General features: G+C 66.8%; 22 protein-coding genes. 8 read left to right on the plus strand and 14 right to left on the minus strand.

What is annotated here, in order from left to right; genetic code table 11:
* Positions 1 to 4: 4 nt before the first annotated feature.
* Positions 5 to 658, minus strand: a complete 654-nt coding sequence (locus tag ACLBYA_RS06200) for a L,D-transpeptidase family protein (protein WP_447708665.1) — start codon at positions 656 to 658, stop codon at positions 5 to 7.
* 156 nt (positions 659 to 814) lie between these two features.
* Here ACLBYA_RS06200 and ACLBYA_RS06205 point away from each other — a divergent pair, with 156 nt between their 5' ends.
* Positions 815 to 2,251: a DHA2 family efflux MFS transporter permease subunit gene (locus ACLBYA_RS06205; protein ID WP_447708473.1), complete on the plus strand. Its 1,437-nt coding sequence runs from the start codon at positions 815 to 817 to the stop codon at positions 2,249 to 2,251.
* On the opposite strand, the gene ACLBYA_RS06210 is transcribed toward ACLBYA_RS06205, so the two are convergent.
* The 3 genes from ACLBYA_RS06210 to ACLBYA_RS06220 form a co-directional block, all read right to left on the minus strand.
* Positions 2,205 to 2,876 carry an alpha/beta fold hydrolase gene (locus ACLBYA_RS06210; RefSeq protein WP_447708474.1) on the minus strand — a complete coding sequence of 224 codons (672 nt, stop codon included), beginning with the start codon at positions 2,874 to 2,876 and terminating at the stop codon, positions 2,205 to 2,207. The genes ACLBYA_RS06205 and ACLBYA_RS06210 overlap by 47 nt on opposite strands.
* Positions 2,877 to 2,937: 61 nt before the next feature.
* Positions 2,938 to 3,174 (minus strand): hypothetical protein, encoded by a 237-nt coding sequence (locus ACLBYA_RS06215; RefSeq protein WP_447708475.1) that lies wholly within the window; start codon positions 3,172 to 3,174, stop codon positions 2,938 to 2,940.
* 83 nt (positions 3,175 to 3,257) lie between these two features.
* On the minus strand, positions 3,258 to 3,941 hold the full coding sequence (locus tag ACLBYA_RS06220) for a TetR/AcrR family transcriptional regulator (RefSeq protein WP_447708476.1): 684 nt from the start codon (positions 3,939 to 3,941) through the stop codon (positions 3,258 to 3,260).
* Between the two features lie 78 nt (positions 3,942 to 4,019).
* Between ACLBYA_RS06220 and ACLBYA_RS06225 the strand changes: the two genes are divergently transcribed.
* Positions 4,020 to 5,093, plus strand: a complete 1,074-nt coding sequence (locus tag ACLBYA_RS06225) for an NAD(P)H-dependent amine dehydrogenase family protein (RefSeq protein WP_447708477.1) — start codon at positions 4,020 to 4,022, stop codon at positions 5,091 to 5,093.
* Here the strand turns inward: ACLBYA_RS06225 and ACLBYA_RS06230 are convergent, their stop codons facing one another.
* Positions 5,094 to 6,674 carry an FAD-binding protein gene (locus ACLBYA_RS06230; RefSeq protein ID WP_447708478.1) on the minus strand — a complete coding sequence of 527 codons (1,581 nt, stop codon included), beginning with the start codon at positions 6,672 to 6,674 and terminating at the stop codon, positions 5,094 to 5,096. It lies immediately after the preceding gene.
* Positions 6,675 to 6,748: 74 nt separating this feature from the next.
* Between ACLBYA_RS06230 and ACLBYA_RS06235 the strand changes: the two genes are divergently transcribed.
* Positions 6,749 to 7,351: a TetR/AcrR family transcriptional regulator gene (locus ACLBYA_RS06235; protein WP_447708479.1), complete on the plus strand. Its 603-nt coding sequence runs from the start codon at positions 6,749 to 6,751 to the stop codon at positions 7,349 to 7,351.
* Position 7,352: 1 nt separating this feature from the next.
* Here the strand turns inward: ACLBYA_RS06235 and glgX are convergent, their stop codons facing one another.
* Positions 7,353 to 9,500: a glycogen debranching protein GlgX gene (gene glgX, locus ACLBYA_RS06240; RefSeq protein ID WP_447708480.1), complete on the minus strand. Its 2,148-nt coding sequence runs from the start codon at positions 9,498 to 9,500 to the stop codon at positions 7,353 to 7,355.
* A gap of 123 nt (positions 9,501 to 9,623) precedes the next feature.
* Here glgX and ACLBYA_RS06245 point away from each other — a divergent pair, with 123 nt between their 5' ends.
* Positions 9,624 to 10,007, plus strand: coding sequence for a thiol-disulfide oxidoreductase DCC family protein (locus tag ACLBYA_RS06245; RefSeq protein WP_447708481.1), 384 nt, complete (start codon positions 9,624 to 9,626; stop codon positions 10,005 to 10,007).
* A 7-nt stretch (positions 10,008 to 10,014) separates the two neighbouring features.
* Positions 10,015 to 10,374: a VOC family protein gene (locus ACLBYA_RS06250; RefSeq protein ID WP_447708482.1), complete on the plus strand. Its 360-nt coding sequence runs from the start codon at positions 10,015 to 10,017 to the stop codon at positions 10,372 to 10,374.
* Here ACLBYA_RS06250 and ACLBYA_RS06255 read toward each other — a convergent pair.
* Positions 10,358 to 11,113 (minus strand): alpha/beta hydrolase, encoded by a 756-nt coding sequence (locus tag ACLBYA_RS06255; RefSeq protein WP_447708483.1) that lies wholly within the window; start codon positions 11,111 to 11,113, stop codon positions 10,358 to 10,360. The two genes, ACLBYA_RS06250 and ACLBYA_RS06255, sit on opposite strands and share 17 nt — an antisense overlap.
* A 432-nt stretch (positions 11,114 to 11,545) precedes the next feature.
* Here ACLBYA_RS06255 and ACLBYA_RS06260 point away from each other — a divergent pair, with 432 nt between their 5' ends.
* Positions 11,546 to 12,832 (plus strand): DUF222 domain-containing protein, encoded by a 1,287-nt coding sequence (locus ACLBYA_RS06260; protein ID WP_447708484.1) that lies wholly within the window; start codon positions 11,546 to 11,548, stop codon positions 12,830 to 12,832.
* A 130-nt stretch (positions 12,833 to 12,962) separates the two neighbouring features.
* Here ACLBYA_RS06260 and lysE read toward each other — a convergent pair whose 3' ends face one another.
* A complete protein-coding gene (lysE, locus tag ACLBYA_RS06265; protein ID WP_447708485.1) occupies positions 12,963 to 13,562 on the minus strand; it encodes an L-lysine exporter in 600 nt (199 codons plus the stop codon).
* Positions 13,563 to 13,696: 134 nt separating this feature from the next.
* Here lysE and ACLBYA_RS06270 point away from each other — a divergent pair, with 134 nt between their 5' ends.
* Positions 13,697 to 14,224 (plus strand): gamma carbonic anhydrase family protein, encoded by a 528-nt coding sequence (locus tag ACLBYA_RS06270; RefSeq protein WP_447708486.1) that lies wholly within the window; start codon positions 13,697 to 13,699, stop codon positions 14,222 to 14,224.
* A gap of 85 nt (positions 14,225 to 14,309) precedes the next feature.
* Positions 14,310 to 15,044 carry a FadR/GntR family transcriptional regulator gene (locus tag ACLBYA_RS06275; protein ID WP_447708487.1) on the plus strand — a complete coding sequence of 245 codons (735 nt, stop codon included), beginning with the start codon at positions 14,310 to 14,312 and terminating at the stop codon, positions 15,042 to 15,044.
* Between the two features lies 1 nt (position 15,045).
* Here the strand turns inward: ACLBYA_RS06275 and ACLBYA_RS06280 are convergent, their stop codons facing one another.
* From ACLBYA_RS06280 to ACLBYA_RS06305, 6 genes are all read right to left on the minus strand, one after another.
* Positions 15,046 to 16,479 carry a short-chain fatty acyl-CoA regulator family protein gene (locus ACLBYA_RS06280; RefSeq protein WP_447708488.1) on the minus strand — a complete coding sequence of 478 codons (1,434 nt, stop codon included), beginning with the start codon at positions 16,477 to 16,479 and terminating at the stop codon, positions 15,046 to 15,048.
* Positions 16,480 to 16,567: 88 nt separating this feature from the next.
* Complete coding sequence (locus ACLBYA_RS06285; protein ID WP_447708489.1) at positions 16,568 to 17,539, minus strand: NADPH:quinone oxidoreductase family protein; 972 nt, start codon at positions 17,537 to 17,539, stop codon at positions 16,568 to 16,570.
* Positions 17,536 to 17,991, minus strand: a complete 456-nt coding sequence (locus ACLBYA_RS06290; protein ID WP_447708490.1) for a MaoC family dehydratase — start codon at positions 17,989 to 17,991, stop codon at positions 17,536 to 17,538. Before ACLBYA_RS06290 ends, ACLBYA_RS06285 begins: the two co-directional genes overlap by 4 nt.
* Complete coding sequence (locus ACLBYA_RS06295) at positions 17,988 to 18,725, minus strand: SDR family oxidoreductase (protein WP_447708491.1); 738 nt, start codon at positions 18,723 to 18,725, stop codon at positions 17,988 to 17,990. The genes ACLBYA_RS06290 and ACLBYA_RS06295 overlap by 4 nt, the downstream gene beginning before the upstream one ends.
* 30 nt (positions 18,726 to 18,755) lie before the next feature.
* On the minus strand, positions 18,756 to 19,991 hold the full coding sequence (locus ACLBYA_RS06300; RefSeq protein ID WP_447708492.1) for a beta-ketoacyl-[acyl-carrier-protein] synthase family protein: 1,236 nt from the start codon (positions 19,989 to 19,991) through the stop codon (positions 18,756 to 18,758).
* Between the two features lie 36 nt (positions 19,992 to 20,027).
* Entirely contained in the window at positions 20,028 to 25,424 is a 5,397-nt protein-coding gene (locus ACLBYA_RS06305; protein WP_447708493.1) for an ATP-binding protein, read from the minus strand.
* Between the last annotated feature and the right edge of the window lie 102 nt (positions 25,425 to 25,526).

Below are 25,526 nucleotides of genomic sequence, written 5' to 3' on the forward strand. Positions count from 1 at the left end.
CAGATCAACCGGGTGGCGGCTGGGTGCCGACTCCGATCGTGATGCGCGGTGAGGCGGCCGGGTCGAGCCATTGCAGCAGCGTGCGCATGTCATCGCGTCCGACCGCGATGCAACCCCAGGTGGGTTCGCCGTCGGTGACGTGCAGGAAGATGCCCGCTGAGCGCCCCGGGATCCGGGCGGGGTTGTGGTCGATCAGCACCGCGTAGTCATAGATCACGCCTGAAGTCCCGAGGTTCTCAGCGTCCTCCGACGGGATCGTGGGCGACCGTACGAGGGTGTTGTAGGTGGGGGAGTCGACGTCCTCGTCCCACCAATCCTGGTCATCAACACGGGTATAGGGCAGCGCGGTCCCGGGATTGGGTTCGCGACCGAACGCCATCCCGAGCGGGAAGGTGCCGACGGGCGTGCGGAAGACATCGTCCTGCGGTTGGCCGACACCCAGCTCGCCGAGGTCGGCGGGGATGGGACCGAGAATCTGCTGCCAGTCGTCGCCGACGAGTTCATACGCGGTCAGCGTCCCGACCGGGGAGTCGGCGGTCGGCGCCTGCACGGTGATCAACTGTGATTGCGCCGGCTGGGCCGCCGCAGACATCGGGGACAGCGCGCCCAGTACCGCCGTGGCGGTCCACGCCAGGAGAAACCTGATCCCCTTCGACATTCCCACGCATCCTCCCCGTCCGGTCCTTCAACACTATGTGGCCGCTGGGTGATCAACGGCATCGCGGGCCATCGGTAAATGGATTTCCCGACCCGGGCCGGCACGCCTACCCTGGGTAGGCGCACTAACTATGTGCGGCAATCCAGGGAGTGTGCATTGAGTACCGGGCCGATCAGTCGCGCCACGACAACGCCGAAGGCGCCGCCGAGCGCGGGCGTCGTCATCGCGCTGTTGGTGTCCTCGGCGTTTGTCATGATCCTCAACGAGACGATCATGAGCGTCGCGCTACCCGTGCTGATTGTCGACCTGGATATCGCCGCCCGCACGGCGCAATGGCTCACCAGTGGATTCCTGCTGACCATGGCCGTTGTCATCCCGATGTCCGGCTCGCTGCTGCAACGGTTCCCGGTTCGGACCATCTTCGTGGCGGCGATGTCGCTGTTCAGCGCCGGCACCCTGATCTCGGCGCTGGCGCCGGGATTCCCGGTCCTGCTGGCCGGTCGCATCGTGCAGGCCTGTGGCACCGCCGTCATGGTGCCGCTATTGATGACCACGGTCATGAAACTCATCCCCGCCGATCGCCGCGGCCAGACGATGGGCACCATCTCGATCGTGATCGCGGTGGCGCCGGCGGTCGGGCCCACACTGTCCGGGTTCATCCTCGGGTCGCTGAACTGGCGCTGGACGTTCTGGATCGTGCTGCCGATCGCGCTGGCGGCGTTCGCCGCCGGGTTGGTCTGGTTGCGGGTGGCCGATGAACGTGAACAACCCACACCGATCGACACGCTCTCGGTCCCGCTGTCGGCAATCGCGTTCGCAGGCTTGGTGTTCGGGCTCTCGGAGTTGGGTGGGCACGGCGGCCAGGGCATCCCGGCCTGGATACCGCTGACGGTCGGTGCGGTCGCGATGGTGCTCTTCGGTGTCAGGCAGATTCAGCTCCAGCGCATCGACCGCGCCTTCCTGGACCTGAGCCCGTTCACCTATCGGCGGTTCTCGGTGTCGGTGGCCCTGGTGGTCATCGGGTTCATGGGACTGTTCGGTGCCATCATCATGATTCCGCTGTATGTGCAGGATGTGCTCGGTCAGAGTGCGCTGATCGCCGGTCTCACGAGCCTTCCCGGCGGGCTGCTGATGGGTGTGGCGGGCCCGTTGGTCGGCCGGGTGTACGACCGCCACGGCGCACGACGGTTGGTGGTGCCGGGTTCGATCATGTTGTTCCTGGCGTTGTGCGGTTTCGCGATGCTCTCCGCGACCACGCCCATCTGGGAACTCATTGTGCTGCAGACGATCATGATGGTCGGCCTGGCGATGATGTTCACACCACTGATGACCGACGCGCTCGGTGTCCTGCCCGACCGGCTGTACTCGCACGGCAGCGCCATCATGACGACCCTGCAGCAGGTGGCCGGGGCGGCCGGTACCGCGCTGTTCATCACGGTCATGGCCAGGGCGTCCGCATCCGGCGGTGCTCCCGATATGCTCGGTGTACACGCGGCCTTCGTGGCCGCCGCCATCATCGGTGCGGTGGCCGTGGTGACGGCGTTCTTCACGGCGTCACAGCCGAGTCCGGCCGGCGGAACGCCGGTTCACTGAGCCGCAGCGAGGCCCGGACGGTGATCAACTCCGCGACCGTGTCGGCGACAACGATGGTCTGCGGATCGTCGGCCGCCTCGTACCGGTCGTTTGCGGTGTCATAGCCGGCACCGGCGATCGATCCGTGATCGGCGGCCAGTTCGACGACCTCGGCGGGCCAGCCGATGACACGTAGTTTCGCAGCGAACTCGATGGCGGCTGTGGCCGGGACCACCTCATCGGCATCGCCGGTGAGCAAGGTGAATGGAGTCGGCAGGGCTCCGGCGGGTGGTCCGGCTGGTATCGGACCGCTGGAAATCGGGTCATCGGCCCAGAATGCTCCGCCGAGACAGGTGGTGTGCGCCACCGGGATATCCAGTTCGGAGGCGCGCAGTGTCAACCCTGCCGCGGCGACACCGCCCAGCGACCAGCCGACGACGATGAGACCGGCATCTGAGGCACGCTGCCCCGCGAAACGTGCCGAGGCCAACAAATCTGAACGTCCGCCATCGGGTGCGTGCGAGTCCCAATCCGGAGCGATGACGCCGACCTCCCGGACGGCAAGTGCCGCGGCCAGATTGCGGACGGCCGCCCGTGAGTCGGTCTGCGTGCCGTGCCACAGCAGTGCCGTGATCGGTGCGGTCATGCCGAAAACGTCAGCCGACCGCCCGGGGGCGTACTCGACGGTTTCCACGAGCTGCTCACGATCAGGGTGTCGGGCTCTGGGCCGACTCCCACTTGGATTCCAACGACCGCTGCGCCGGGGTGCCCGCCGCCAGTTCGAGTTGGAACGTCTCGCCGTCATCGCCTTCGAAGGTGACCAGGAAACCCGCGTCGACAGGCTCCTTGTGAACCACCTTGTAGACGCCGGCGCGATCCTGCAGAGCGACGATATCGCCCTCCGCCGCGTCGTCGATGATGCCTTCGGTAGGTGACTTAGCCATGTGTGGAGCGGTAGCCCGAAAGGTGTGCCGCTAAACCGTCCAGTGGCCGGTAATTGCACACGGTCCGGCGGGCTGAAACGGTGTCATAACCGGCCACTCGGCGCACGGGTCAGAGTTGCCATCCCCGCGATCACCACGTCCAGCTCGAACTCGAACTGCTCCGACGGTGTGGGCGCGGGACCGGCCAGCACCGTCCGCAGCGCCGGGTACTGCTCGGGGACGGCCTCGTCGAGCGCGGCACGCGTTTCGGCCCCGTAATCGTGTTGGCCGGCGGCGGCCTGCAGGGCTGTCTGCGCTGCGGTCTGTGCGATACCGGCGACCGCCGTCAGAGCCTTTTGTGCGTCGGGTGCCGCGAATCCGGCCTTGAGCAGGACGGCGATGACACGTTCGGCCAGGCCCAGCGCCGCCGTCGCGCCCGCACCCTGCAGGGTGGTGTGCTCGATCGCGACGCCGATCTGGATCAGGCCCTCCCGGAATGCCCGCGCGTAGCTGCGCATCACCGCAGCCCAGTCTGCATGGCTGGGCAGCTCGACGGCGGCCAACTGCGCCTCGAACCGGTCGGTGACCACCAGGGACAACAGGCCCTGCCGGTCGCCGACGTAATAGTGCAGCGCCTTACGGCTCACCCCGAGCGCGTCGGCAACCGCCTGCATCGACAGATCCTGTGGTGCGACGTTGCGGGTGGCCGCGACGATCTGGTCGCGCCCGATCTTGGCCGGCCGGCCGCGCGGCCGACGCGGGGTGTCTGCGCTGCTCGGGACGGCCATCGGCACAGCCTATCCACGATTTTTTTCCGGTCGGCGAAAAATGCCCCGAAACCGCGTCGCGATTCCTATGCTGTGCACATGCCAAACACCCCCTATCGGGTTGTCCAGTGGACAACCGGTAATGTCGGCAAGAGTTCGGTACAGGCCATCGCGGCCAATCCGAACTACGAACTCGTCGGTCTCTATGCATGGTCGGAGGACAAGGCCGGCCGCGATGCCGGTGAGCTTGTCGGGATCGAACCGCTCGGCGTCGCGGCCACCAACGATGCCGACGCGCTGCTCGCCCTCAAACCGGACTGCGTCGTCTACAACCCCATGTGGAACGACGTCGACGAGCTCGTGCGCATCCTGTCGGCCGGGGTCAACGTCGTCGCGTCGGCCTCGTTCATCACCGGCCACAATCTGGGCGAGGATCGTGCGCGGCTCGAAGAAGCCTGTCAGAAAGGCGGATCCACGCTGTTCGGTTCCGGGGTGAGCCCCGGATTCGCCGAACTGCTGGCCATCGTCGCGGCCAATGCGTGCGACCGTATCGACAAGATCACCATCACCGAAACCGCGGACACCACGCTCTACGACTCACCGGATACCGAGCGCCCGGTGGGATTCGGTGCGGCCATCGATGACCCGAACCTGCAACCGATGGCGGCCAAGGGCACCGCGGTGTTCGCCGAGGCAGTGCAGCTGGTCGCCGATGCCGTCGGCATCGAACTCGACGAGATCAACTGTGTCCCTGAATATGCCGAGACCACCGAGGATCTGGTGATGGCGTCCTGGACCATCCCGGCCGGACACGTCGCCGGTGTGGCGGCGAGTTGGCAGGGTGTACGCAATGGCAAGGTCGTCATCGACGTCAATGTGCGGTGGAAGAAGGGGCAGACGCTGAAGCCGGACTGGCAGATCGACGGGGACGGTTGGAAGATCACCATCGACGGCCGACCGACGGTCAACATGCAGGTCGGCTTCTTGCCGCCGGTGGACATGATCGAATCCGCTACCTCCATCGACGACTTCTTCGTCCTGGGCCACATTATGACGGCGATGCCACCCATCCACGCCATCGCCGCGGTCGTCGACGCCGCACCGGGCATCGCCACCTACGCTGATCTGCCGCTCACGCTGCCGCGCGGCGTCGTCTCGGCGGGCAAGGGGTGATCACACCCCAACGGCGTGTCGGGCCGCGCGTCGTCCGGAGAACACGCAGTCGGCGATCGACAGCCCGCTGACATAGGAGTTGACGCAGAGTCCGATCGCGGTGCGTCCGGCCGCGTACAGGCCTGGGATCGGTTCGCCGGCCATGCTTTTCACCGCACCCGAGTCCTCGTCGACCACCAGTCCGCCGAGGCTGAACATCGGGCACGGGTTGATCAGGCTCTGCTTCACCGAGATCGAGATCAGCGAGTACGGGCCGGCGCCGACCGGTCGGACGAAGTCGGCAGGTTTGCCCATCGGGTCGGGTTCTCCGGCTGCTGCGGCGCCGTTGTGGGCTTCGACGGTGCGTAGCAACCCGCCGGGTTCGACGCCCGCCGCTGCGGCGACGTCGGCCAAGGTTTCCGCCTCGACCCGGTCCGCGCGCAGCATGGCCTCCATTTGCAGACGTTGAAACCAGATTGCCTCAGCTGCAAGATCTTTACGGGCCTGCGCCAACAGTGCTCGGTCAGCCAGGATCCACGCGCGTCCGCCCTGGCTTCGCACCACCGCGTTGCCCACGGCGGCTCCGTACCGGGTTTCGTCGATGAATCGCTCACCGTGGGCGTTGACCACCAGTGCGCCGAGGAACGAGCTCGGCGGCGTGATGAATCGCCACGCCGAGATGTTATCCAGATGATCTGCAGCAGCGCCGATTTCACGAGCAATCTGAATTCCGCTGCCATCATCGCCGCTGGTGCCCAATGCCAGCCCATCTCGGTAGGCAGGGGCATGGGCGGCTATCCATTCCCGGTTGGCGATATAGCCGCCGGCGCTGAGGATGACCGCTTTTCGGGCATGGATGTCGACCACCTCGCTGTGTCGTCGTTCCAGAGCGGCCATCCGGTTCTCCATTGCCGCGCGCAGTGGCGGGTAGTAGATTCCGGGCTTCACCGCGAGCGCGGAGTAGGTGTGAAACCGCCGTCGCACCGAAGGTGGTGCGGCGGCCAGTGTGCTGACCCGCACGCCCGTGACGGAGCCGTCCCCGTCTGTGAGTAATGCGACTGCACGGGTGTGGAACTGGGTTCGTACCCCGAGTTGGTCGGCCGCTTCGGCCAACGGATGGTAGATTCTGCGACCCGACGCGCCGGCACCCTTGGCGCGGTGGCCCCGCGGCACCGGTGCAGTGATGTTGCGGAACTTCCCGGAGTTCTCGCTTCCGGAATAGTAGAGGTAGTACTTGTTGTTGGGAAACGAGGTCTTGTACGGGCACGGCGAGGCTTCGAACGGTACGCCGTGCCCGGTCAGCCAGTCGATCATCTCGGGACTGCCTTCTACGAACCGCCGCAGCGTCTCCGGTGTCACGGCATCGCCGATTTCGGCCTGCAGGTAGGCGAGCATCGCATCGGCGCTGTCCTCGAAGCCGGCCTCACGTTGTACCCAGGTGCCGGCGCCGGCGTAGATGATCCCGCCGGACACCTGCGTCGCGCCGCCCCCGTTGAACCGGTCGACGGCCAGTACGTCGGCACCGTGGGAGCGTGCCTCGATCGCTGCGCACACGCCGGCCGCCCCGTACCCGACGACGACCACATCGGCAGTTCTGTCCACAGCCCCTCCTGCGCCAAGATTCAGAGTTTAGACTCTTAGTACAAGCTTGGAGCCTAAACCATTAGGCTGGCCTGGTGGCAGACCAGAGTGGACGAGCGGTGCCGGCCTCGGTCGCAGAACGCCTCTACGCGGCGGCGGACATCATTGCGAGCAAGGGACTGCAGGACACCAAGATCGAGGAGATCGCACAGGCCTCCGGCGTGCCCAAGGCCACCCTTTACTACTACTTCGCCGGAAAGGACCAGATCCTGTCTTTCCTGCTCAAGGACTCACTCGGCCATCTCGCCGAGGAGGTCGCCGCCGCGGCGGACACGCCAGGGACAGGCCGGGACCGGTTGGCGGCGGTCATCCGGGTGCAGGTCGAACACACCATGCGGCGGGCCGGTCCAAGTCGGGCGCTGGTCGGCGACCTGGGCCGCGCGATCCGACTTCCCGAGCTCACCGTGGCGGTGCAAGAGGCCTTCTATGCCCCCATCGCGCGGGTGCTGCGCAGCGGTGTCGAGGACGGATCGTTGCGGGTGCTGGTCGACCCGGACACCGATGCGGTCACCATCTTCGGCGCCGTGATGATGACGGCGATGCTGCACAACGTCGTGGACTCCTACCGTCCGGAGGCCGACGTCGCCGACGGGGTGACCCGGCTGTTACTGGAAGGCCTGGCCGGCCGGGCAGACTGAGCTATCCCTGCTCTTGCTGGAATACCGTGACCGACCGAGCTGCGACCTTCCTGGTCGCGCCTGCGGTCACCGCTTCGGTGAGGTCCGCTTCTGTCGCAGTGTCGATGACCGGTAGCCAGGAATCGCCGAACTCCGTGGGGGGCAGCGTGAATTCGATCGGCTCGTGATGGCCGTTGAAGCACACCACAAACGAGTCATCGGTGACACGCTGCCCGCGCGGGTCGAGATCGGGGATCCCGTGCCCGTTCAGATAGATCGCCACCGATTTGCCGAATCCGGTGTCCCAGTCCTCGTCGTTCATCTCCGAACCGTCGGGCCGGAACCAGGAGATGTCCGGCACCCCGGAGGATCCGCGTTGCCGAACCGGGCGGCCGGTGAAGAACCGGCGGCGCCGGAAGATCGGGTGCTCGGCGCGCAGGGCGGCGAGCTTGGCCGTGAACGCCAACAGTTTCTCGTCGGCATCGGCCCAGTTCACCCAGGTGATCTCGTTGTCCTGGCAGTAGCCGTTGTTGTTGCCGCCCTGGGTGCGTCCCAGTTCGTCGCCGTGACAGATCATCGGCACACCCTGAGACAGCAGCAGCGTGGTGAGGAAGTTGCGTTCCTGCTGGGCGCGCAGAGCCAGGATCTCCGGATCGTCGGTGGGTCCTTCGACACCGCAGTTCCACGAGCGGTTGTGGCTCTCGCCGTCGTTGTTGCCCTCGCCGTTGGCGTCATTGTGTTTGTCGTTGTAGGACACCAGGTCTCGCAGCGTGAACCCGTCATGCGCGATGACGAAGTTGATGGAGGCGACCGGACGCCGCGCGGTGTGCTCATAGAGATCCGCCGAACCGGTCAACCGGGAGGCGAACTCGCCCAGGCTGGCCGCCTCGCCGCGCCAGAAGTCGCGCACGGTGTCGCGGTACTTGCCGTTCCACTCCGTCCACTGCGGCGGGAAGTTGCCGACCTGATAACCACCCGGGCCGACGTCCCACGGCTCGGCGATCAGCTTGACCTGGCTGACCGTCGGATCCTGTTGCACCAGTTCGAAGAACGTCGACAGCTTGTCCACGTCGTAGAACTCGCGGGCCAGCGTGGAAGCCAGGTCGAAACGGAACCCGTCGATATGCATCTCGGTCACCCAGTAGCGCAGCGAATCCATGATCAGCTGCAGCGAATGCGGGTGGCCCACGTTGAGGCTGTTGCCGGTGCCGGTGTAGTCCATGTAGTACCGCTTGTCATCGTCGACAAGGCGGTAGTAGGCGGCATTGTCGATGCCACGCATGGACACCGTCGGGCCCAGGTGGTTGCCCTCGGCGGTGTGGTTGTAGACCACGTCCAGGATGACCTCGATGCCCGCCTCGTGCAGGGTGCGGACCATTGCCTTGAACTCCTGGACCTGCCCACCGGGTGTGGAACTGCTGGAGTACTTCGGGTCCGGGGCGAAGAAACCGATGGTGTTGTAACCCCAGTAGTTCGACAGCCCCTTGTCGATCAGCGTCGAATCGTTGGCGAAATGGTGCACCGGCATCAACTCGATCGCGGTCACACCGAGTGACTTCAGGTGGTCGATGATCGCGGGATGCCCGATCGCGGCGTAGGTGCCACGGATGGCCTCGGGGATGTCGGGGTGGGTCTCGGTGAGCCCCTTGACGTGGGCCTCGTAGATGAAGCTGTCGGCGTATTCGCGTTGCGGTGGGCGGTCCACACCCCAGTCGAAGTACGGGTTGATCACCACCGACTTGGGCATTCCGGCCGCCGAGTCGTCGTCATTGCGGCTGTCGGGGTAGCCGAAGTCGTAGCCGAACAGCGACTGGTCCCACTGGAACACCCCGTCGATGGCCTTGGCATACGGGTCGATCAGCAGCTTGTTCGGGTTACACCGGTGCCCGGCGGCCGGGTCGTACGGCCCGTGCACGCGGTAGCCGTAGCGCTGTCCGGGTTCGACGGCCGGCAGGAAACCGTGCCAGATGAAACCGTCGACCTCGGGTAGCCGGAACCGCGTCTCGGTGCCGTCCGCATCGAACAGGCACAGTTCGACCTTCTCGGCGACCTCGCTGAACAGCGCGAAGTTGGTGCCGGACCCGTCATAGGTCGCACCCAGCGGATACGCCTTACCGGGCCACACCTCTTGAGCGGGGGCGGGGGAGGGCGGACTGGGGGTTTCCGGCATGGGGTTCCTTCACTAGACCGAGCGGACACAGCGGGTACCCGCTGAGCGCCATCCCTACGCTGCGAGTTCCATCACGTCCCTGGGCTATGGCAGGTCACCCTGAGCGAGAGCAGAATCGCCGGTATGGACGGTGTACTCATCTTCGACGGAAAGTGTGGAATGTGCACCCGGGTGCGCAACCGACTGCTGCGGATGGACCGAACCGGCAGGTTGCGAACCGAACCCATGCAGGCACCCGGTGTCATCGAACGCGTCGGCGTGGACGCCGAGCGGCTCAAGGAATCGGTGTGGTGGCTCGACTCGACGGGAGCGGTGTACGGCGGTGCGAAGGCGATGAATGCCGCGGTAGCGACGGCGCTGGGCACCCGACTGCCGCTCGTCGTGTACACCGTGCCCGGCATCGGAAGGTCGCAAGAGCGGGTCTACCGGTGGGTCGCCGAACACCGTTACCGCTTCAAGGGCGTCACCCCGTTGTGTGAGGCACACCCGAAACAATGCGCGGCGTGATCTCGGCGTGAGTATCCGGCTGGGTGCGGTGGCGATCGACTGCCCCGACCCGCGCGCCCTGGGCGATTTTTATCGCGCTGCGCTCGGATATGAGGAGGTGCGGTCGACGCCCGACCTGGTGGTGCTCGCCGGACCGGCGATGTTGCTGACCTCCGAACGTATCCCCGCCCACCGCCCACCGACGTGGCCGGCGGGCACCGTCCCCAAACAACTGCATCTCGACCTGTCGGTCGACGACCTCGACATCGAACAGCGGCGGCTGGTGGACCTCGGCGCCACCGTGGCCGACGTGCAGCCCGACCCGGCGAAGTGGCGTGTGCTGCTCGACCCGGTGGGCCATCCGTTCTGTCTCACCGCGATGTTCTGAGCGTGCGGTCCAGCCACTCCAGTGTCGGCGGACCCACTTGGGGCAGTGCGGATTCTGCGATGATCCAATGCGGCAGACCGGGATAGTCATGGCGCTCGGCGCCGTACCGGGCGGCGATCCGGCGTGACATCCACGGCGCCACATTACGATCCGCCCCGGCGGCCGCGACCAGCACCGGGCACGTCACCTCGCCTGCCCGGACCCGCATGATGGGCGATCCCAGTGACATGGTGCGAAACACCCGGCCCGAGTCGCGTACCAGCCGCGGGATCAGGGCCGCAGCCTCGTCCGGCGGCAGGGTGTTCAACGGCACCGCCCGCATGGTGGCCGCCGACGGCCGAAACGCCCTGCCTGCCATGATCGCGGGCAGCACCGGAAACAGGTGCGGCAGCGAGCGGACCTGGGGCCACAACACCCCGGGCGGTACCGATGCGAGCAGCACGAGTGCGACACAATCCCTTGCGGCGGCGACCTTCTGGGCGACGAAGCCGCCGAAACTGTGCCCGATCACGATGGCCGGTTCGCCGATCTCGTCGTAGGCGCGCAGCGCCACCGCGAGGCATTCCGCGACGCCGGTCCGTTCGAGCACCCGGTCGTCGGTGGGCTCGCGGCCCGGAAAGGTGGGCACATGGACCCGGTAACCGGCGTCTTCGAGGAAGCGAGTCCACGGTGCGATCAGGCTGGGACTCCCGAAAACCCCGTGTAGCAACAGAACTGGCGGCCTCACGTTCTCGTTCATGGCGCAATCATCTGCTGGAGTACGACGCACGGCAATTACCCGGGAGGTAAGTGATCGGGTGCAGGCGGCGGGTTGTCGCCGGTGTCTTGAGGCATGACCCGCGTGCCTGCTTCGGCGAAACTCGCGTACCCGGGGTTGGATTCGGCGCGGCAACCCCGGGTACGCGATTGTTCGCCGCCCTCCGAAACTGCCACGAAGTTCTTAAGTATTTCCCTTGCCGCGGTTGCAAACCCGGCGTAATATCGAACATATGTTCGAATTGCTGTTGCTCCCACTTCGGTGAGCACGCGCCGGCGACATGAGTCGTCGACAAGGTTCGACCCTACCCTTCGGGGCGGTTGGGCCGTGCTGGCTGGTGCGGGTCGTGATGGCCTGGTGGGGAAGGTGGGTCCCGCGATGGACGCCGCTTGTCTTGAGTCTCTTCTGAATACGTTGATCGATGATCTGACGCCATCGGCGGTGCCCGACGAGGACGTGGGGCGGACGCTATTTCACCTGCTGGACAGTCCACGGATCGTGGATGAGCCTGCGCTGTTGTCAGTGCTGGTGGCGGCGGTGACCGCGCGGAATCTGTTCGACTTCGTGATCGCGTCCGCGGTCGCCGCCGCCGAACGGCTCGGGGTGCCGGCGCGTAAGCACCTGAAATCCGGATCTGACCTGCTCACCTCGATCGGGATGTCCCCGGGTGCGGCGCAACGGGCTGTGCGGGTTGGCCGTGCGGCTCCGGATCTGGCGGCGTTGACCCGGGCACAACGCCTGGGCGGGGTCGGGATCGAGTTCGCCGACGCGGTCGGGCTCGGGGTCGCCCACGTGCACAGTCGGGTGCCGTTGTCCGAGGAGGATCGGGCTACGGTGGTGACCAAGTTGATGATCAAGACCACCCCGGCCGAGGTGGCCGAGAAGGCGCGGGCGATCGCCATTGACCGGGCCGCGAAACAGTCACCCGGTGATCGGGCAGTGCCGGTGGCCGAGGACGCCGACCTCAACGTCATGACCGTGGTGCGCACCGGTGAAGGTCGTACGGCCATCACCCTGGATCTGGATCAGCAGACCGCAGAAGAGTTCATGGCGGCCTCGGATCCACTGACCCGACCGGTCCTGCTGCCGGACGGTTCACCGGATCCGCGGTCGCCCGGGCGGCGCCGGGCGGATGCGCTCGGGCAGATCGTGCGCACCTATCTGTCGCATTCGGATCGGCCGATGTCCGGGGGCGTGCTGCCGCACGTCACCCTGATCCGGCCACCACAGACCGGCACCAACACCGACGAGCGCGTGGATCAGCTCGGGTTCACCGGCCCGGTCAGCACGGCTACCGCCGATCTGATCGCGTGCGACAGCACCCTGACCAGAGTCATCGTCGACCACACCGGCGTCCCACTGGATGTCGGCCGCAGCGAACGCCTGTTCCCGCCACATATCCGGAAAGCGTTGGGGATTAGGGATGGTGGGTGTGCGTTTCCGGGGTGTGGGCGGCCGGTGTCGTGGTGCGATGCCCACCACATCGTCCCATGGAGCGAAGGCGGGACCACCTGCCTGGACGGCGGGGTGCTGTTGTGCCGGATGCACCACACCCTGATCCACCACAGTGATTGGCAGGTCTACCTCGGCCGCGACCGCCACCCCTGGTTCATCCCACCACACGACCCGACAGGACCCCAACCCGACCATCTGCGGTCGCATGCCAGACGCACCTTGACCGACCTACCCACCGCTGCATAACTCAAAGCTCAACGGCACCTTGACAACTCCATAGTGAACTGCGGGACCGTAGTGTCCTGAGTCGCCGATCCGTCGCGAATTCCGTTGGTAGCCAGTATGACTGCCACCCGGGGGTCAACGACTCAGGGCGCTAGGAGAACGCCATCCACACACCGAGGGCGACCATCACCACGGCGATGATGCCGTCGAGCACCCGCCAGGTGGACGGGCTCGCGAACAGTCCGGCCAATCGGCGCGCGCCCAGGCCCAGACCGGTGAACCACAGCGCGCTGGCCGCGACCGCGCCGGCGCCGAACAACCAGCGCTGATCGCCGTGGTCGTTGGCCAGGGACCCGAGCAGCACCACGGTGTCCAGATAGACATGCGGGTTCAGCCAGGTCAGTGCGGCCGCCGTCAGGAGCACCTCGATCAGTCGGACCGGGGTTTCCTCGGCCGGGGTGAGTGTGCCCGGCCGCCACGCGCGCCGGGCCGCCAGTAGGCCGTAGCCGAGCAGGAAGGCCGCACCGCCGATCTTCACGACGGTCACCGCGGTGGGGTGCGCGGTGATCAACGCCCCGACACCGGCGATCCCCGCCGCGATGAGAATCAGGTCCGACACCGTGCACAGCGCGATCACCGGCACCACATGCTCACCGCGGATGCCCTGGCGCAGCACAAAGGCGTTCTGCGCGCCGATGGCGGCGATGAGCGCCATGGTGGTCAGGAATCCGATGAACAGCGGTGATGCCATGGGATTGACGGTAGGGTCCTGAGCAGATCAAGTACAGCTAAGTATTCTTATGATTGATTAGCTGTTCTAATGTGCAAAGGTGTGGCGGCAACCCCGAGGCGGGTGCCCGGTGCCCGTTGGGCAGAATCGGCTGTATGGCAGAACCGCTGATCATCGCCCTTCCCGACCGGACGCCGAAGCTGGCCGCCACATCCTGGGTGGCACCGAATGCCGCGGTGATCGGAAGTGTCCTCCTCGGGGCGAACGTCAGCGTCTGGTATTCGGCGACGCTGCGCGCGGAGTTCGAGCCGATCGAACTGGGCGCCGGCTCCAATGTGCAGGACAGCGTGACCATCCACACCGATCCCGGATTCCCGGTCAAGATCGGTGCGCGGGTCACCATCGGGCACAACGCGGTGCTGCACGGGTGCACGGTCGAGGACGACTGCCTGATCGGGATGGGCTCGGTGATCGGCAACGGCGCGGTCATCGGCGCGCAATCCCTCATCGCGCCGGGCGCGGTCGTGCCCCAGCGCATGGTCGTGCCGCCGCGGTCGATGGTCGCCGGGGTGCCTGCCAAGGTGCGCCGCGAGCTCACCGCCGAGGAGATCGAGTCCAACGGGGTGAACGCGCCGGCCTACGAATACCTGCTCGGTGTGCACCGGGACGCGCAGAAGCCCTGATCTTGTTCCCCGGTTCACGGGCGAACCACGATGTGGTCGGTACAGTTGACCCACGATCGAATCCGCGACAGGGGTAGAGGGACACGTGTCGGAGCCAACGTCATCCGAGTGGCGCCCGCTCCCACGCCTGCGCACACATGAGCAGGTGGTCGCCGAGATCGAGCACCGGCTCAACACCGGCAAGCTCAAGGCCGGTGACCGGCTACCGCCGGAACGGCAGTTCGCCGAGGCGCTCGGGGTCAGCCGGGGAGCGGTCCGGGAGGCGCTGCGCATCCTGGAGGCCATCGGCGTCGTCGAGGCCGGCACCGGATCCGGTCCGACCTCGGGATCGCGGATCGTCAAGGACAGCACCGCGGGTATGGGAATGGTCCTGCGCATCCACCTGCAACTGGCATCGTTCACCCAGGACGACATGATCGAGACCCGGCTGATGCTGGAACGGTTGACCTGTCACAAGGCCGCCGGAGTGGCCGGCGGCGAGCAGCTGGCCGAACTGCGCAGGCTTGTCGCGCAGATGCGTGGGCCGCACAGCGTCGCCGAGTACAACGACCTCGACACGGCCTTCCACGTCGGGATCGCGCAGTTGTCCGGTAACGGCCTCGCCGCGGCGATGATGGCCGCCATGCGCGAGGCCATGCGGCAGGCGATGGTGGCGGGTTTCGAGAACCTCGACGATCCGGTGGCCACCATGCGGGCGGTCACCGACGAACATCAGCTCATCCTCGATGCGATCGCCGGCGGTGACGGTGACGGTGCGGCCGAGCTCGTTACCAAGCACATCATGGGCTTCTACGACATCCTCGGGCTTGGTAAAGCCTGAATTAGCGTACTGCCGAACGACTTTCGTCGGGTCTGCCCGGGAAGGTCAGCGGGTAGGGCACAAAACGTCCCCGGGTGGCGTCCACCGCCAACTGCCGCCCGATCGGCGGGACCGCGCGCTGCGGGCAACGCTGGCGATCGCAGGTCCGACATCCCGGGCCGATGGGTACGACCTCCGGGTCCACCAGGTCCAGGCCCTTGCTGTAGATCAGTCGTCCGGCCTGGCGCAGTTCACATCCCAGCCCGACCACGTAGGTCTTGGCCGTCGTGCCATGGCCACCCCGACGCCGGATCACGGTACGGGCGACCCAGAGGTATCGCTGACCGTCCGGCATCTCGCAGACCTGCACGTCGACCGTGCCCGGCGAGGTGAAGGCGTCATAGACATTCCACAGCGGACAGGTGCCGCCGGTGTGTGAGAAGTGAAATCCGGTGGCCGACTGCCGTTTCGAGATGTTGCCCGCCTTGTCGACGCGGACCAGGATGAACGGCACACCGCGCAGACCCGGCCGCTGCAGCGTGCTGAGTCGGTGCGCGATGGTCTCGTACCCCACGTCGAAGTGTTCGGACAGCAGTTCCACGTCATACCGGAAACGTTCGGCCGCGTTGTAGAACGTGGTGTACGGCAGGATCAGCGCGCTGGCGAAATGGTGGGCCAGACCGAGCCGGGCCAGATCGCGCGTCGTGTCATCCGGCCAGGTCTCGGCATCGAGCACCTGATCCAGCGTGGCGGATGCGTCGAGCAATGCGATCTGGGTGGCCATCCGGAACGCCTGCTGTCCCTCGCGCAGATCGGCAGCCAGACTCAGCACCCCGCGCGACGGGTCGAACGCGTACAGGTCACCATCGCGCTCCTGACGACCCGTCACGACCCGGATACCGTGCCGTTGGTCCAGATGGGCCCGCAGGCTGCCGGTGAGCCCACCACCGAGCTTGCCGATCTCTGCCGCCAGGTCCTCGGCCTCCCGGTCGACCACGTCGACATAGTTCTGGTGGCGGTAGAAGAAATCCCGGACATGCTCGTGCGGCATCGACGACGGGCCCTCCGACCGCGTATCTGTCAACGCCTCGAGCTGCACCATCGCGTCGCGGTAACGCCGGTACAGCCCGATGACGGCATCGGCCACCTCCGGCATCGAGGTCGCCAACTGCTGCAGATCAGACGTCGGGTGTGGCACTCCCGGCGCAACTTCCGGAAGTGCCTCCCGCAGTTCGGCGAGCTGGCGGGCGGTATCGCGGGGCGCGAAGAACGCCGGATCGATACCGAACACCTCGGTCAACCGCACCAGCACGGTGACCGTCATCGGGCGCGCGTCGTGCTCGATCTGGTTCAGATAGCTCGACGAGATGGCCAGGATGCGGGCGAGCTCGACCTGGCTGAGGCCGCGCTCTTCCCGCAGTCTCCGAAGCCTGATCCCGGCGAACACCTTGTCCACCACGTCAGCGTAGCCCGGTTGCGAGGACGGTACTTCGCAGATTTCGCAGTTCCCGATTTCCCGTCGCTTCGCTCGCCCTGTGAGCTGCTCAGACGACCTCGACGATTGCCTTACCGCGGATCTCGTGGGCGTCGAGACGCTGCAATGCCGCCGGGATCTCGTCGAACGTGAACCGGTGCCCGATATGCGGTCGGACGGACCCGTCGGCGTACATCCGGTGCAGGGCGTCGGCGCCCCACGCCAGCAGGGCGGGGTCCTTGTCCAGGGTGGCGCCCCAGGCGACACCGACCGCCGACACGTTGCGCAGCAGCAGACGGTTGGTGCGCAGCGACGGGATGTCGCCGGCGGCGAAACCGATGATCAGGATCCGGCCCTCGGAGGCCAGCGCCCGTACACCCTCGTCGAACAGCCAGTCGCCCAGCGGATCGAGTATTGCATCGACGCCCTCGCCGTCGGTGAGCGCGCGGACCTGCGCGGCAAACCCCTTTTCCAGAATGATGACCTCGTCGGCGCCGGACTCCTTGGCCACCGTCGACTCGTGCTCGCCGGCCACACCGGCGATCACCCGTGCCCCGAGTCCCTTGGCCACTTGCACTGCGGCGCTGCCGATCCCGCCACCGGCGCCCATCACCAGGACGTTCTCGCCGGCCTGCACGTGACCGCGGCGTGCCAGCGCGAAATGCACAGTGTGGTGGTTTACCACCAGGCCCGCCGCGGTGTCGAAGCCCATGTCATCGGGGATCGCCACCAGTGAACGCAGCGGGATTGCGACACTCTCGGCGTATGCGCCGTCCCAGATGAACGCCATCACCCGGTCACCGGCCGACCAGTCGGATCCCTCCGGGGCCCAACGGATCACGCCCGCCACCTCGCAACCGGGGGTGAACGGGGTGTCGGGTTTGCGCTGGTACTGACCCTTGGTGAGCAGCAGGTCGGGAAAGTTGACACCGATGGCCTTGACGTCGACCACGGCCGTCTCGGCGTCACCGACGGGGTCGGGCACCTCGTCGAGGCACAATCCCGTGGGGCCGTCGTAGGAATGCAGCCGAAACGCTTTCACTCTGCACCCCGCAGCCGGATCAGGATGTCGGCGACGCAGGCCGGCTTCTCGCCACCCTCGATCTCCATGGTGACCCGCAGCGAGGCCTGCACCCCGCCGCCGACCGGTTCGGCGCCGAGCAGCACCAGGTGCCCGCGCAACCGCGCGCCGGATGGAACGAACGCGGGGAAGCGAACCTTGTTGGCGCCGTAGTTGATCGAGGCGACGGCGTCGTCGACGACGAACAACTCGTTGAGTACCGGGGCGATCAGCGACATCGTCAGGTAGCCGTGGGCGATCGTCGTGCCGAACGGGCCGTCGGCCGACCGGACCGGGTCGACGTGGATCCATTGCGGGTCCTCGGTGATCTCGGCGAACACGTCGATGCGCTTCTGGTCGATCTCCATCCAGTGGCTGCGCCCCAGGTCGAGATCGGACTGCTCGGTCAGATTCGCTATGGTCAGTCCGCTCACATCGACATCCCGCCGTCGACGGCGAGCACGGTACCGGTGATGAAGCCGGCTTCCTCGGAGGCGAGAAAGCCGATGGCCGGGCACATCTCGCTGGGCTGGGCGAAGCGGCCCATCGGGATGGCCGCCGCCATCTCGGCCTTCTTGTCGGCGGGGATGGACGCCACCATGCGGGTCTCGGCATTCGGTGCGATCGCGTTGACGGTGACGCCGAACCGGGCCAGTTCCTTGGCCGCGGTCTTGGTGAACCCGATGATGCCCGCCTTGGCCGTGCCGTAGTTGGATTGCCCGGGATTGCCGCGCAACCCGGTGTAGGAGGTGATGTTGATGATCCGGCCGAACGACCGTTCACGGAAATGTGGCACACACGCACGGGTGAAACGGAAGGTGCCGCCCGCGTGAACGTTCAGCACCTCCTCCCAGTCGTCGTCGGTCAGCTTCCAGACGACCCGGTCCCGTAACACCCCTGCGTTGTTGACGACGACGTCGACCTTGCCGGTGTCTTCGATGACGGAGGCCACCGCGGCGTCGACATCGGCGGTGCTGCCGACATCGGCGACCAGCGCCACGCCGCCGGCCCGCTTGGCGGCGTCCTTGAGTTCGTCGGCATCGGAATCAACCATGTAGGTCGCCGCGCCGGCATTGGCGAAGAACGAACCGAGCTCGAATCCGATACCGCGTGCCGCGCCCGTCACGATGACAGACCGCCCGGTGAAGTCATACTGCAGATTGCCCATGAAGCTACCTTTCGGGTGATGTGGGGAAGGTCAGGAGGAGGGTCGGCGCAGGATCAGCGACGCGTTCTGCCCGCCGAAGCCGAACGAATTGATCTGGATCACTTCGGCTTCCACCTGTGCGGGCTTCTCGGTGATGACCCGGAAGTCCGCCTCGGGATCGACGACATCGGTGCCGAAGGCGTTGGGCAGCATGCCCGACTCGAAGGTCTCCAGGGCGGCGATGGCGCTCATCGCACCGGAGGCGGCGCCGGTATGCCCGGTGTGTCCCTTGATGCCGGTGACCGGCAGATCGCGACCACCGTGCACGGCGTTGATGGCCCGGATCTCGGCGGTGTCACCCTTGGCCGTCCCGGTGGCGTGCGCGTAGATGGCGTCCACCTGCTGGGGTTCCAGGCCGGCGCTGGACAGTGCCTTGCGCATCACCAGTGCCTCCCAGGTGCCGTTCGGCTCCGGCGCCGACGGGTGGGGGCCGTCGGCCAGCGATGCGTAGCCGACGATCTCGGCGAGGATGCGGGCGCCGCGTTCGCGGGCGTGCTCCTCGCTCTCGATGACGAACATGGCGCTGCCATCGCCGATCACGATGCCGGTGCGGTCGCGGTCGAAGGGTGTGAGGGTGCGGTTGGGATCGGTGCTCGACGTGATCATCCCGTAGGCGGCCTGGGCGAAATACCAGGCCGGGGCGAAGTCACCGTCGCCGAGGGTGACGGCCTCGGTGCCGCCGGTCAGCACCACATCGGCCTCACCGGAGCGAATCAGCCGGGCGGCATTGCCGATTGCGTCATTGGAGGAGGCGCATGCGGTGGTCACCGTGAGCAACGGACCGTGCAGCGAGTACCGCATGCACAGCTGGGAGGCCGCCATATTGGGCAGGATGCGGATCATGGTCTTACGGCTCACACCCTTGGCGCCCTCGCGCTCGTAATCGCGCTGCGCCTCACTCAGCGCCCGGGTGCCGCCCATGCTGGTCCCGTGAACCACACCGGTACGGTCCGGGTCCAGATCGCCCAACCCGGCGTCCTTCTTGGCCTGTTCGGTCGCCGCCAGCGCCCACTGCGCAAACGGGTCGGTACCGTCGGCAACCGTCGCGCTCATCCATTCCGTCGGTTCGAAGTCCCGCACCGGCGCGAACCAGAAGCTCTCCGGCTCACCCGGCCATGAGACCCGACCCACCCCGGAGACGTTGTTACGCAGCGCATCCAGATACTCCGGGACGGAGTTGCCCATCGGGGCGATGATGCCGCGTCCGGTGATGACGACTTTATTCACGGCGGGATCCTTTGGTCGTTGTGATATGTGATGTCTTCACTGGGTCTGCTCCAAGCCGCGGCGGACGGCCCCGATCAGATACGGGCGCAGGCCGCCTGAGGTGACGATGTGATCGATCGACCCCACCCGCAGGGCGCGTTCGACGGTGTGGATCCCGTCGAACTCCCGGGCCACCGCCGTCTGCACCTCGTTCGTGAGTTTGCCTGTCAGCTGGTGGAGTTCGTGTTGCAGGACCGGCCGGTCGTCCGGGCCGGCCTCGGCGAGCCGCTTCTCCAGCAGGACGACGGCGGCATCCTGGCGTACCCGCGCGCGCACCTCGCGGGTGAACACCACCGCCGCGGCGGGTGCTCCGCCTATCACCGAGGCACGTGAGCCCTCGATCGCGGCGACCTCCATGTTCGGGTTCAGCGATTTGGAGAACACCACGTACGCACCGCCGTGATACCGCGAGATGACGGTGAAGACGATCGGTCCGCGGAAGTTGACGATGGCCCGACCGATCTCGGCGCCGTACTCCAGTTGCAGCTTGCGCATCGATTCCGGGGAGCCGTCGAAACCGGACAGGTTGGCCAGGATCACCAGGGGCCGTTGACCGCTCGCGCCGTTGATGATGCGGGCCAGCTTCTTCGACGACTGCGGGAACAAGGTGCCCGCGGTCCAGGAGTCCGGTCCGTCGGTGGGACGTGGCAACCGCCGCTGCAGGCTGCGTGACTCGATGCCGACCAGTGACACCGCGTGCCCGCCGAGCCGGGTGTCCCATGCGACGACGTTCTCGGCATCCTGCCACCCGGACCAGCGCTCCATCGGCGGCGCATCCTGATCGCGCACCGCCGTCATCACCGACCGGATATCGAAGGGACGCTTACGGTCCGGGTTGTGTACCGGGGAGAAGATATCTCCCACCTTGTCGAAGCCGGCCTCCAGATGCGGGGACAGGCTGATATCGCGGTCCTCCGGGTCGGTGGTGGCCCGGTGGGCACCGTGGCGCTGGGAGGACTCGTAATGCCGGAACAGCAGGGCGCATGCCGACTCGACATCGGGTACCCAGAACTGGGCCTGGCCGTTGGGGCCGGCGATGCGGCGGTATCCACCGATCCCGGCGTTGTCCTCGGCCGCGACTCCACCGGAGAACTCCAGCGCCTGCTTCCCGGTGAGCACCATCGCGCTGCGGCCCACCATGATCAGCACGCCGGAGGTATGCATCAACATGGTGGCCTCGGCGTCGAAATACGATTGTGCGCCGACGTTGACGCCGACCACCACGACGTTGATCTCGCCACCCGCCTGGGTGAATTCGATGATGCGACGCAGCACCGCCGCGGTCCAGTCCAGATTCTCGGTACCGCTGTCCATGGCGATCCGGGCGCCCGACGACACGGCGTACCACTCGACCGGGACGCCGAGATCGGCAGCCAGATCCATCGCCGCGATCATCCGGCGGCACTCCGGTTCGGCCAGCGAGGCCAGGTCGCGGCTCGGTTCGTTGAGGATCAGGATCCGCTTGCACGAGGCATCCGTGCCGTCCGGCCTGCTGTTGATGACACCGGTGACGACGCGGGCGGTGTTCTGACCGCGCGGGCGGTCGACCTGGGCGAAGTGCTCTGTGTCCGAGTCGAAGTCGTACTCGGTGAACTCACCGGTGGGCAACTCGGTATGGCTCGCGCCGGTACCGACGAGCAACTCGACGATCTCGTACGGGTACACCATGCCGCGTCGCTGCATGGCCACCACGCGGCGCCGGTACTCCGAAATCGGGCGGATCGTGCTCGGCGACGGTTTGGTACGTCCGATCATGACGCCGACCGTCGGGGGAGTGGTGATGTGGATGATCTCGTCGGTGCGTTCGCCGGTGCTGCCATCGACGGTGTGCATGCTGACGAGCACCTTCTCCAAGCCCAGCCCGCGGGTCAGCGGGAGTAGGTCGGCGATGACCGTCCGCAGTTCCGTGTCGGTCAACGGCCAGGCCGGCTCGGCGTAGATGACGATGCGGTTGCTCAGTGATGTGGACGGGTCGCGCAGCGCGGACCGGGCCTGGCGCAGTGCGATGGCGGCCTGCGAGAGTTGGCTTCGCAGATGGGCGTACCCGCCGTCGAGTTCGTGGACCTCCAGCATCGCGATCAGACGTTCGTCGCTGCGGTTGTCCCTGCCGACGGCCTTGAGCAGGTGGATGCCGTCGGGTGCGTCGAGCATGTCGACGTCGAAATCGGCGAGGCGCCAGAGTTCGAGCCGGTTCGCGGTGGCCGGATGTATCCCCTCGGGAGGCCCGGCGGCGGCGAACGACCCGGCAGATCCGACGAGCGTCCGGTGCCGCTGGGAGCGGTCGTCGAACCCGAGGCCGGGTTGCCACCAGGTCGCGGTCACCGTCACCGTGCGGGTGGTGGTGATCTCGGCCAGCGCGGCACCGATCTGGGTGTCCAAGGTCGCGGTGTCGGGGGCATCGGACAGGAAGATCTCGACGTCGGCCGCGGTGGTCGTCCCGGATGCCGTGACGGCATCGGCGGCGGCGACCAACAAATTCCGCAGCTGCCCGGAGCGACCCGACGCCGCCACCAGTGCCACCGACTCGTCGTCGGCGGTGGTGCGCACGACGGTGATACCGGGCGCCGATTCGTACGCGGTCATCGGACCGAGGACGCGGCGCCGGTGGGTGCGCCGGACCAGCGCTTCCAGCGCGAGGATGCCGCGGGTACCGCCGCTGCCGGCGACGTCGGTCAGGTGACGGTCGAGCGGTGTGGGGAGCGCGAGCAGGCCCGGCATCGATTGTGTTGTGGCGGTTCCCAACAGCTGTTCGGCGGTGTCGACATCGGCGATGTACAGCCCTTCCAGGGCCGGATATTCGACCAACCGGTGACGGACCGCACGCCCGAGGTCGGCGACGGCAGGATGAGTGGCCTCGGTGGAGGTGATCAGCGCGTCGAGCACATCGAGCAGTTCGGGCTCCGGAAGGTCCACGGAGCCGGCGGTCAGCCAACTCTGCAGCAGGGCGGCAGCGAGCTGGGCCACCCGGTCGAGGCGGGTCTCGGCGCGCCAGATGTCGTACAGCGCCTCGGTGAGTTGCGGGCCCTGGCTGATCTCGTCAATACCGTAGTGCCGCAGCATCGTGGACAGCCGTGTCACGAACTCGGCGGGCGCGACATCGTGGATGCGGTCCGGTGACCGCAGCGCGAACAGCAGCATGTCCGGCCGGCTCGTCGGTTGCGGTGCGGCCGGCGCCCCGATGAGGAACAAGGCCATCCGGTCGGCGACCGCGCGCAGGATGGCCAGACCGTCGGCGAACGCGATCTGCGTGGTGTCGGCGGTGGTGTCGCCGAGGTCCTGACCGAGAACGAGTCGCATGGCGAGCCGGCCGTGCTCGGTCGAAGTCTCGCCGTCGGGGCGCGACGACAGCGCCGTGAACGAGAGCTGACCGCCGTCGGTGGCCTGCTCCTCGGCCTGATTCTCGTTGCCGGCCTCGACCCGCAGCACCGGGTCGCCGGAGCCGACCATCGTGCCGGTGTCGGCGATGATCTCGGTGACCCGTCCGGGGAACGGCGCCACGACCGATGTCTCCATCTTCATGGCCTCGGAGATGAACAGCACGTCGCCGGGTTGCACGTCCTGGCCGACCTCGACGGCGACCTTCGCGATGACGGACTGCGATTCGGCCCGGATGAGACCGCCATAGCCCCGCACGATGCGGTAGACACTGTGCCCGAGCTCCACGGTGATCAGTGGGCCGTTCGCGACAACTGTTGCCGGCCAATCGTGTTGGTTCACCACCAAGCGACGCTCGAACCCGCCGGTCACCTCGAACCGGGCGTCGACGACACCCTCTCCGTCGAGGATGACGGAAATCTGATCGGCACCGTGCTGCAGCACTCGAAGCGAGCGCCGCACACCCTCGTACTCCAGATCGATCGCGGCGGTCACATCATCGACATCGTCGAGACGGCCGTGGATTGCCTTGCCCACGAACTGATCCAGCGCATCGGCGTGGTCGATGCGGTGTGCTTCGGCGGCGGCGATGATCATCGCCGCCGGCGCATCCGGGGAATCCAGCAGTGCCCCGGACTCCAGGGCACGGTCCAGCCAGGTTGTGTCGACGTGGCCGGCGCGGATCTCGGTGTTGTCGAGCAGTGCCATCAAGAAGCGTCGGTTGGTGGTGCCACCCTCGATCACCGCGGCCGATCGGGTCAGGGAGCGGCGCAGCCGGGCCAACGCCTCCGGCCGGTCGCGGCCCCAGGCGATGACCTTGGCAATCATCGAGTCGAACTCGGCGGCGATGATGTCCCCGACCACCACACCGGCATCGGTGCGGATCGACGGGCCCTGTGGTATCCGGAGTTCGACGACACGACCCGGTGCGGGAGCGAACCCGCGCTTGGGATCCTCGGCGTTCAACCGGATTTCGACGGCATGGCCGCGGGGCGCGGGCGGCTCGCAGTGCAGTGGGATGCCCTGGGCGATATCGAGTTGCAGCTTCACCAGATCCACTCCGGTGACGGCCTCGGTGACGGTGTGCTCGACCTGCAGACGGGTGTTGACCTCCAGGAAGTAGAACTCGCCGGTGTCGGGGCGGAACAGGAATTCCACTGTGCCCACGTTTGTGTAGTCGACGGCATGGCACAGTCGGCGGGCGGCCTCGAGGATCCGGGCCCGCAGATCGTCGTCGACGTCGACGGGGGAGGACTCCTCCAGCACCTTCTGCCGGCGGCGTTGCACGCTGCAGTCGCGCAGGCCCAGTGTCCAGACATTGCCGACGTGGTCGGCGGCGACCTGCACCTCGAGGTGGCGGCCGCCGAGGACCTGCGCCTCGACGAACAGGGTCGGGTCGCCGAAGGCCGACTCTGCCTCGGCGCGCGCGCTGTGAAACGCACTCTCCATGAGGGATTCGTCGGTCACCACCCGGATTCCGCGGCCACCGCCGCCCGCGGCGGCCTTGATGACCACCGGAAAGCCGATGCGCCGTGCGTGATCACGCGCATCCTCGACGGTGTCGACGGGACCGTGGCTCCACGGCACGACCGGGACGTCGACGGATTCGGCGACCGTCTTGGCCGCGATCTTGCTGCCGAGCAGGTCCATCGCCGCGGCGCTGGGGCCGATGAACCGGACACCGATCCGCTCGCACATGCGCACGAAGTCCGGGTTCTCGGCGACGAAACCCCAACCGGGCCAAACTGCGTCGGCGCCGCAGGCAACCAGTGCCGCCTCCAGTGCGGCGATGTCGAGGTAGGTGTGCCGGCGGGTGCCGGTGACGGGATCGGTCGACATGGTCGGCCCGAGACTCACGGCGTGGTCGGCCTCCCGCACGAACCACGACGCGGCATCGGCATCGGTGTAGATGGCCACCGTCTCCAACTCGACGCCGCGTTCGATGCGGTACTCGCCGGCCGCGTTGAGGAACCGCATCGCCGCTTCGCCACGGTTCGCGATCGCCACTTTCTGGATCATGTTCTCGACATTCCCAAGAGCACCGTCCCCTCGGCAAGGTCGCCATCTTGCGAAGTATTGAGAGCGTTGAAACTGCAAATTGCGAACTTTGCTAACCCAAAA

Source organism: Mycobacterium sp. C31M, from assembly GCF_053345865.1.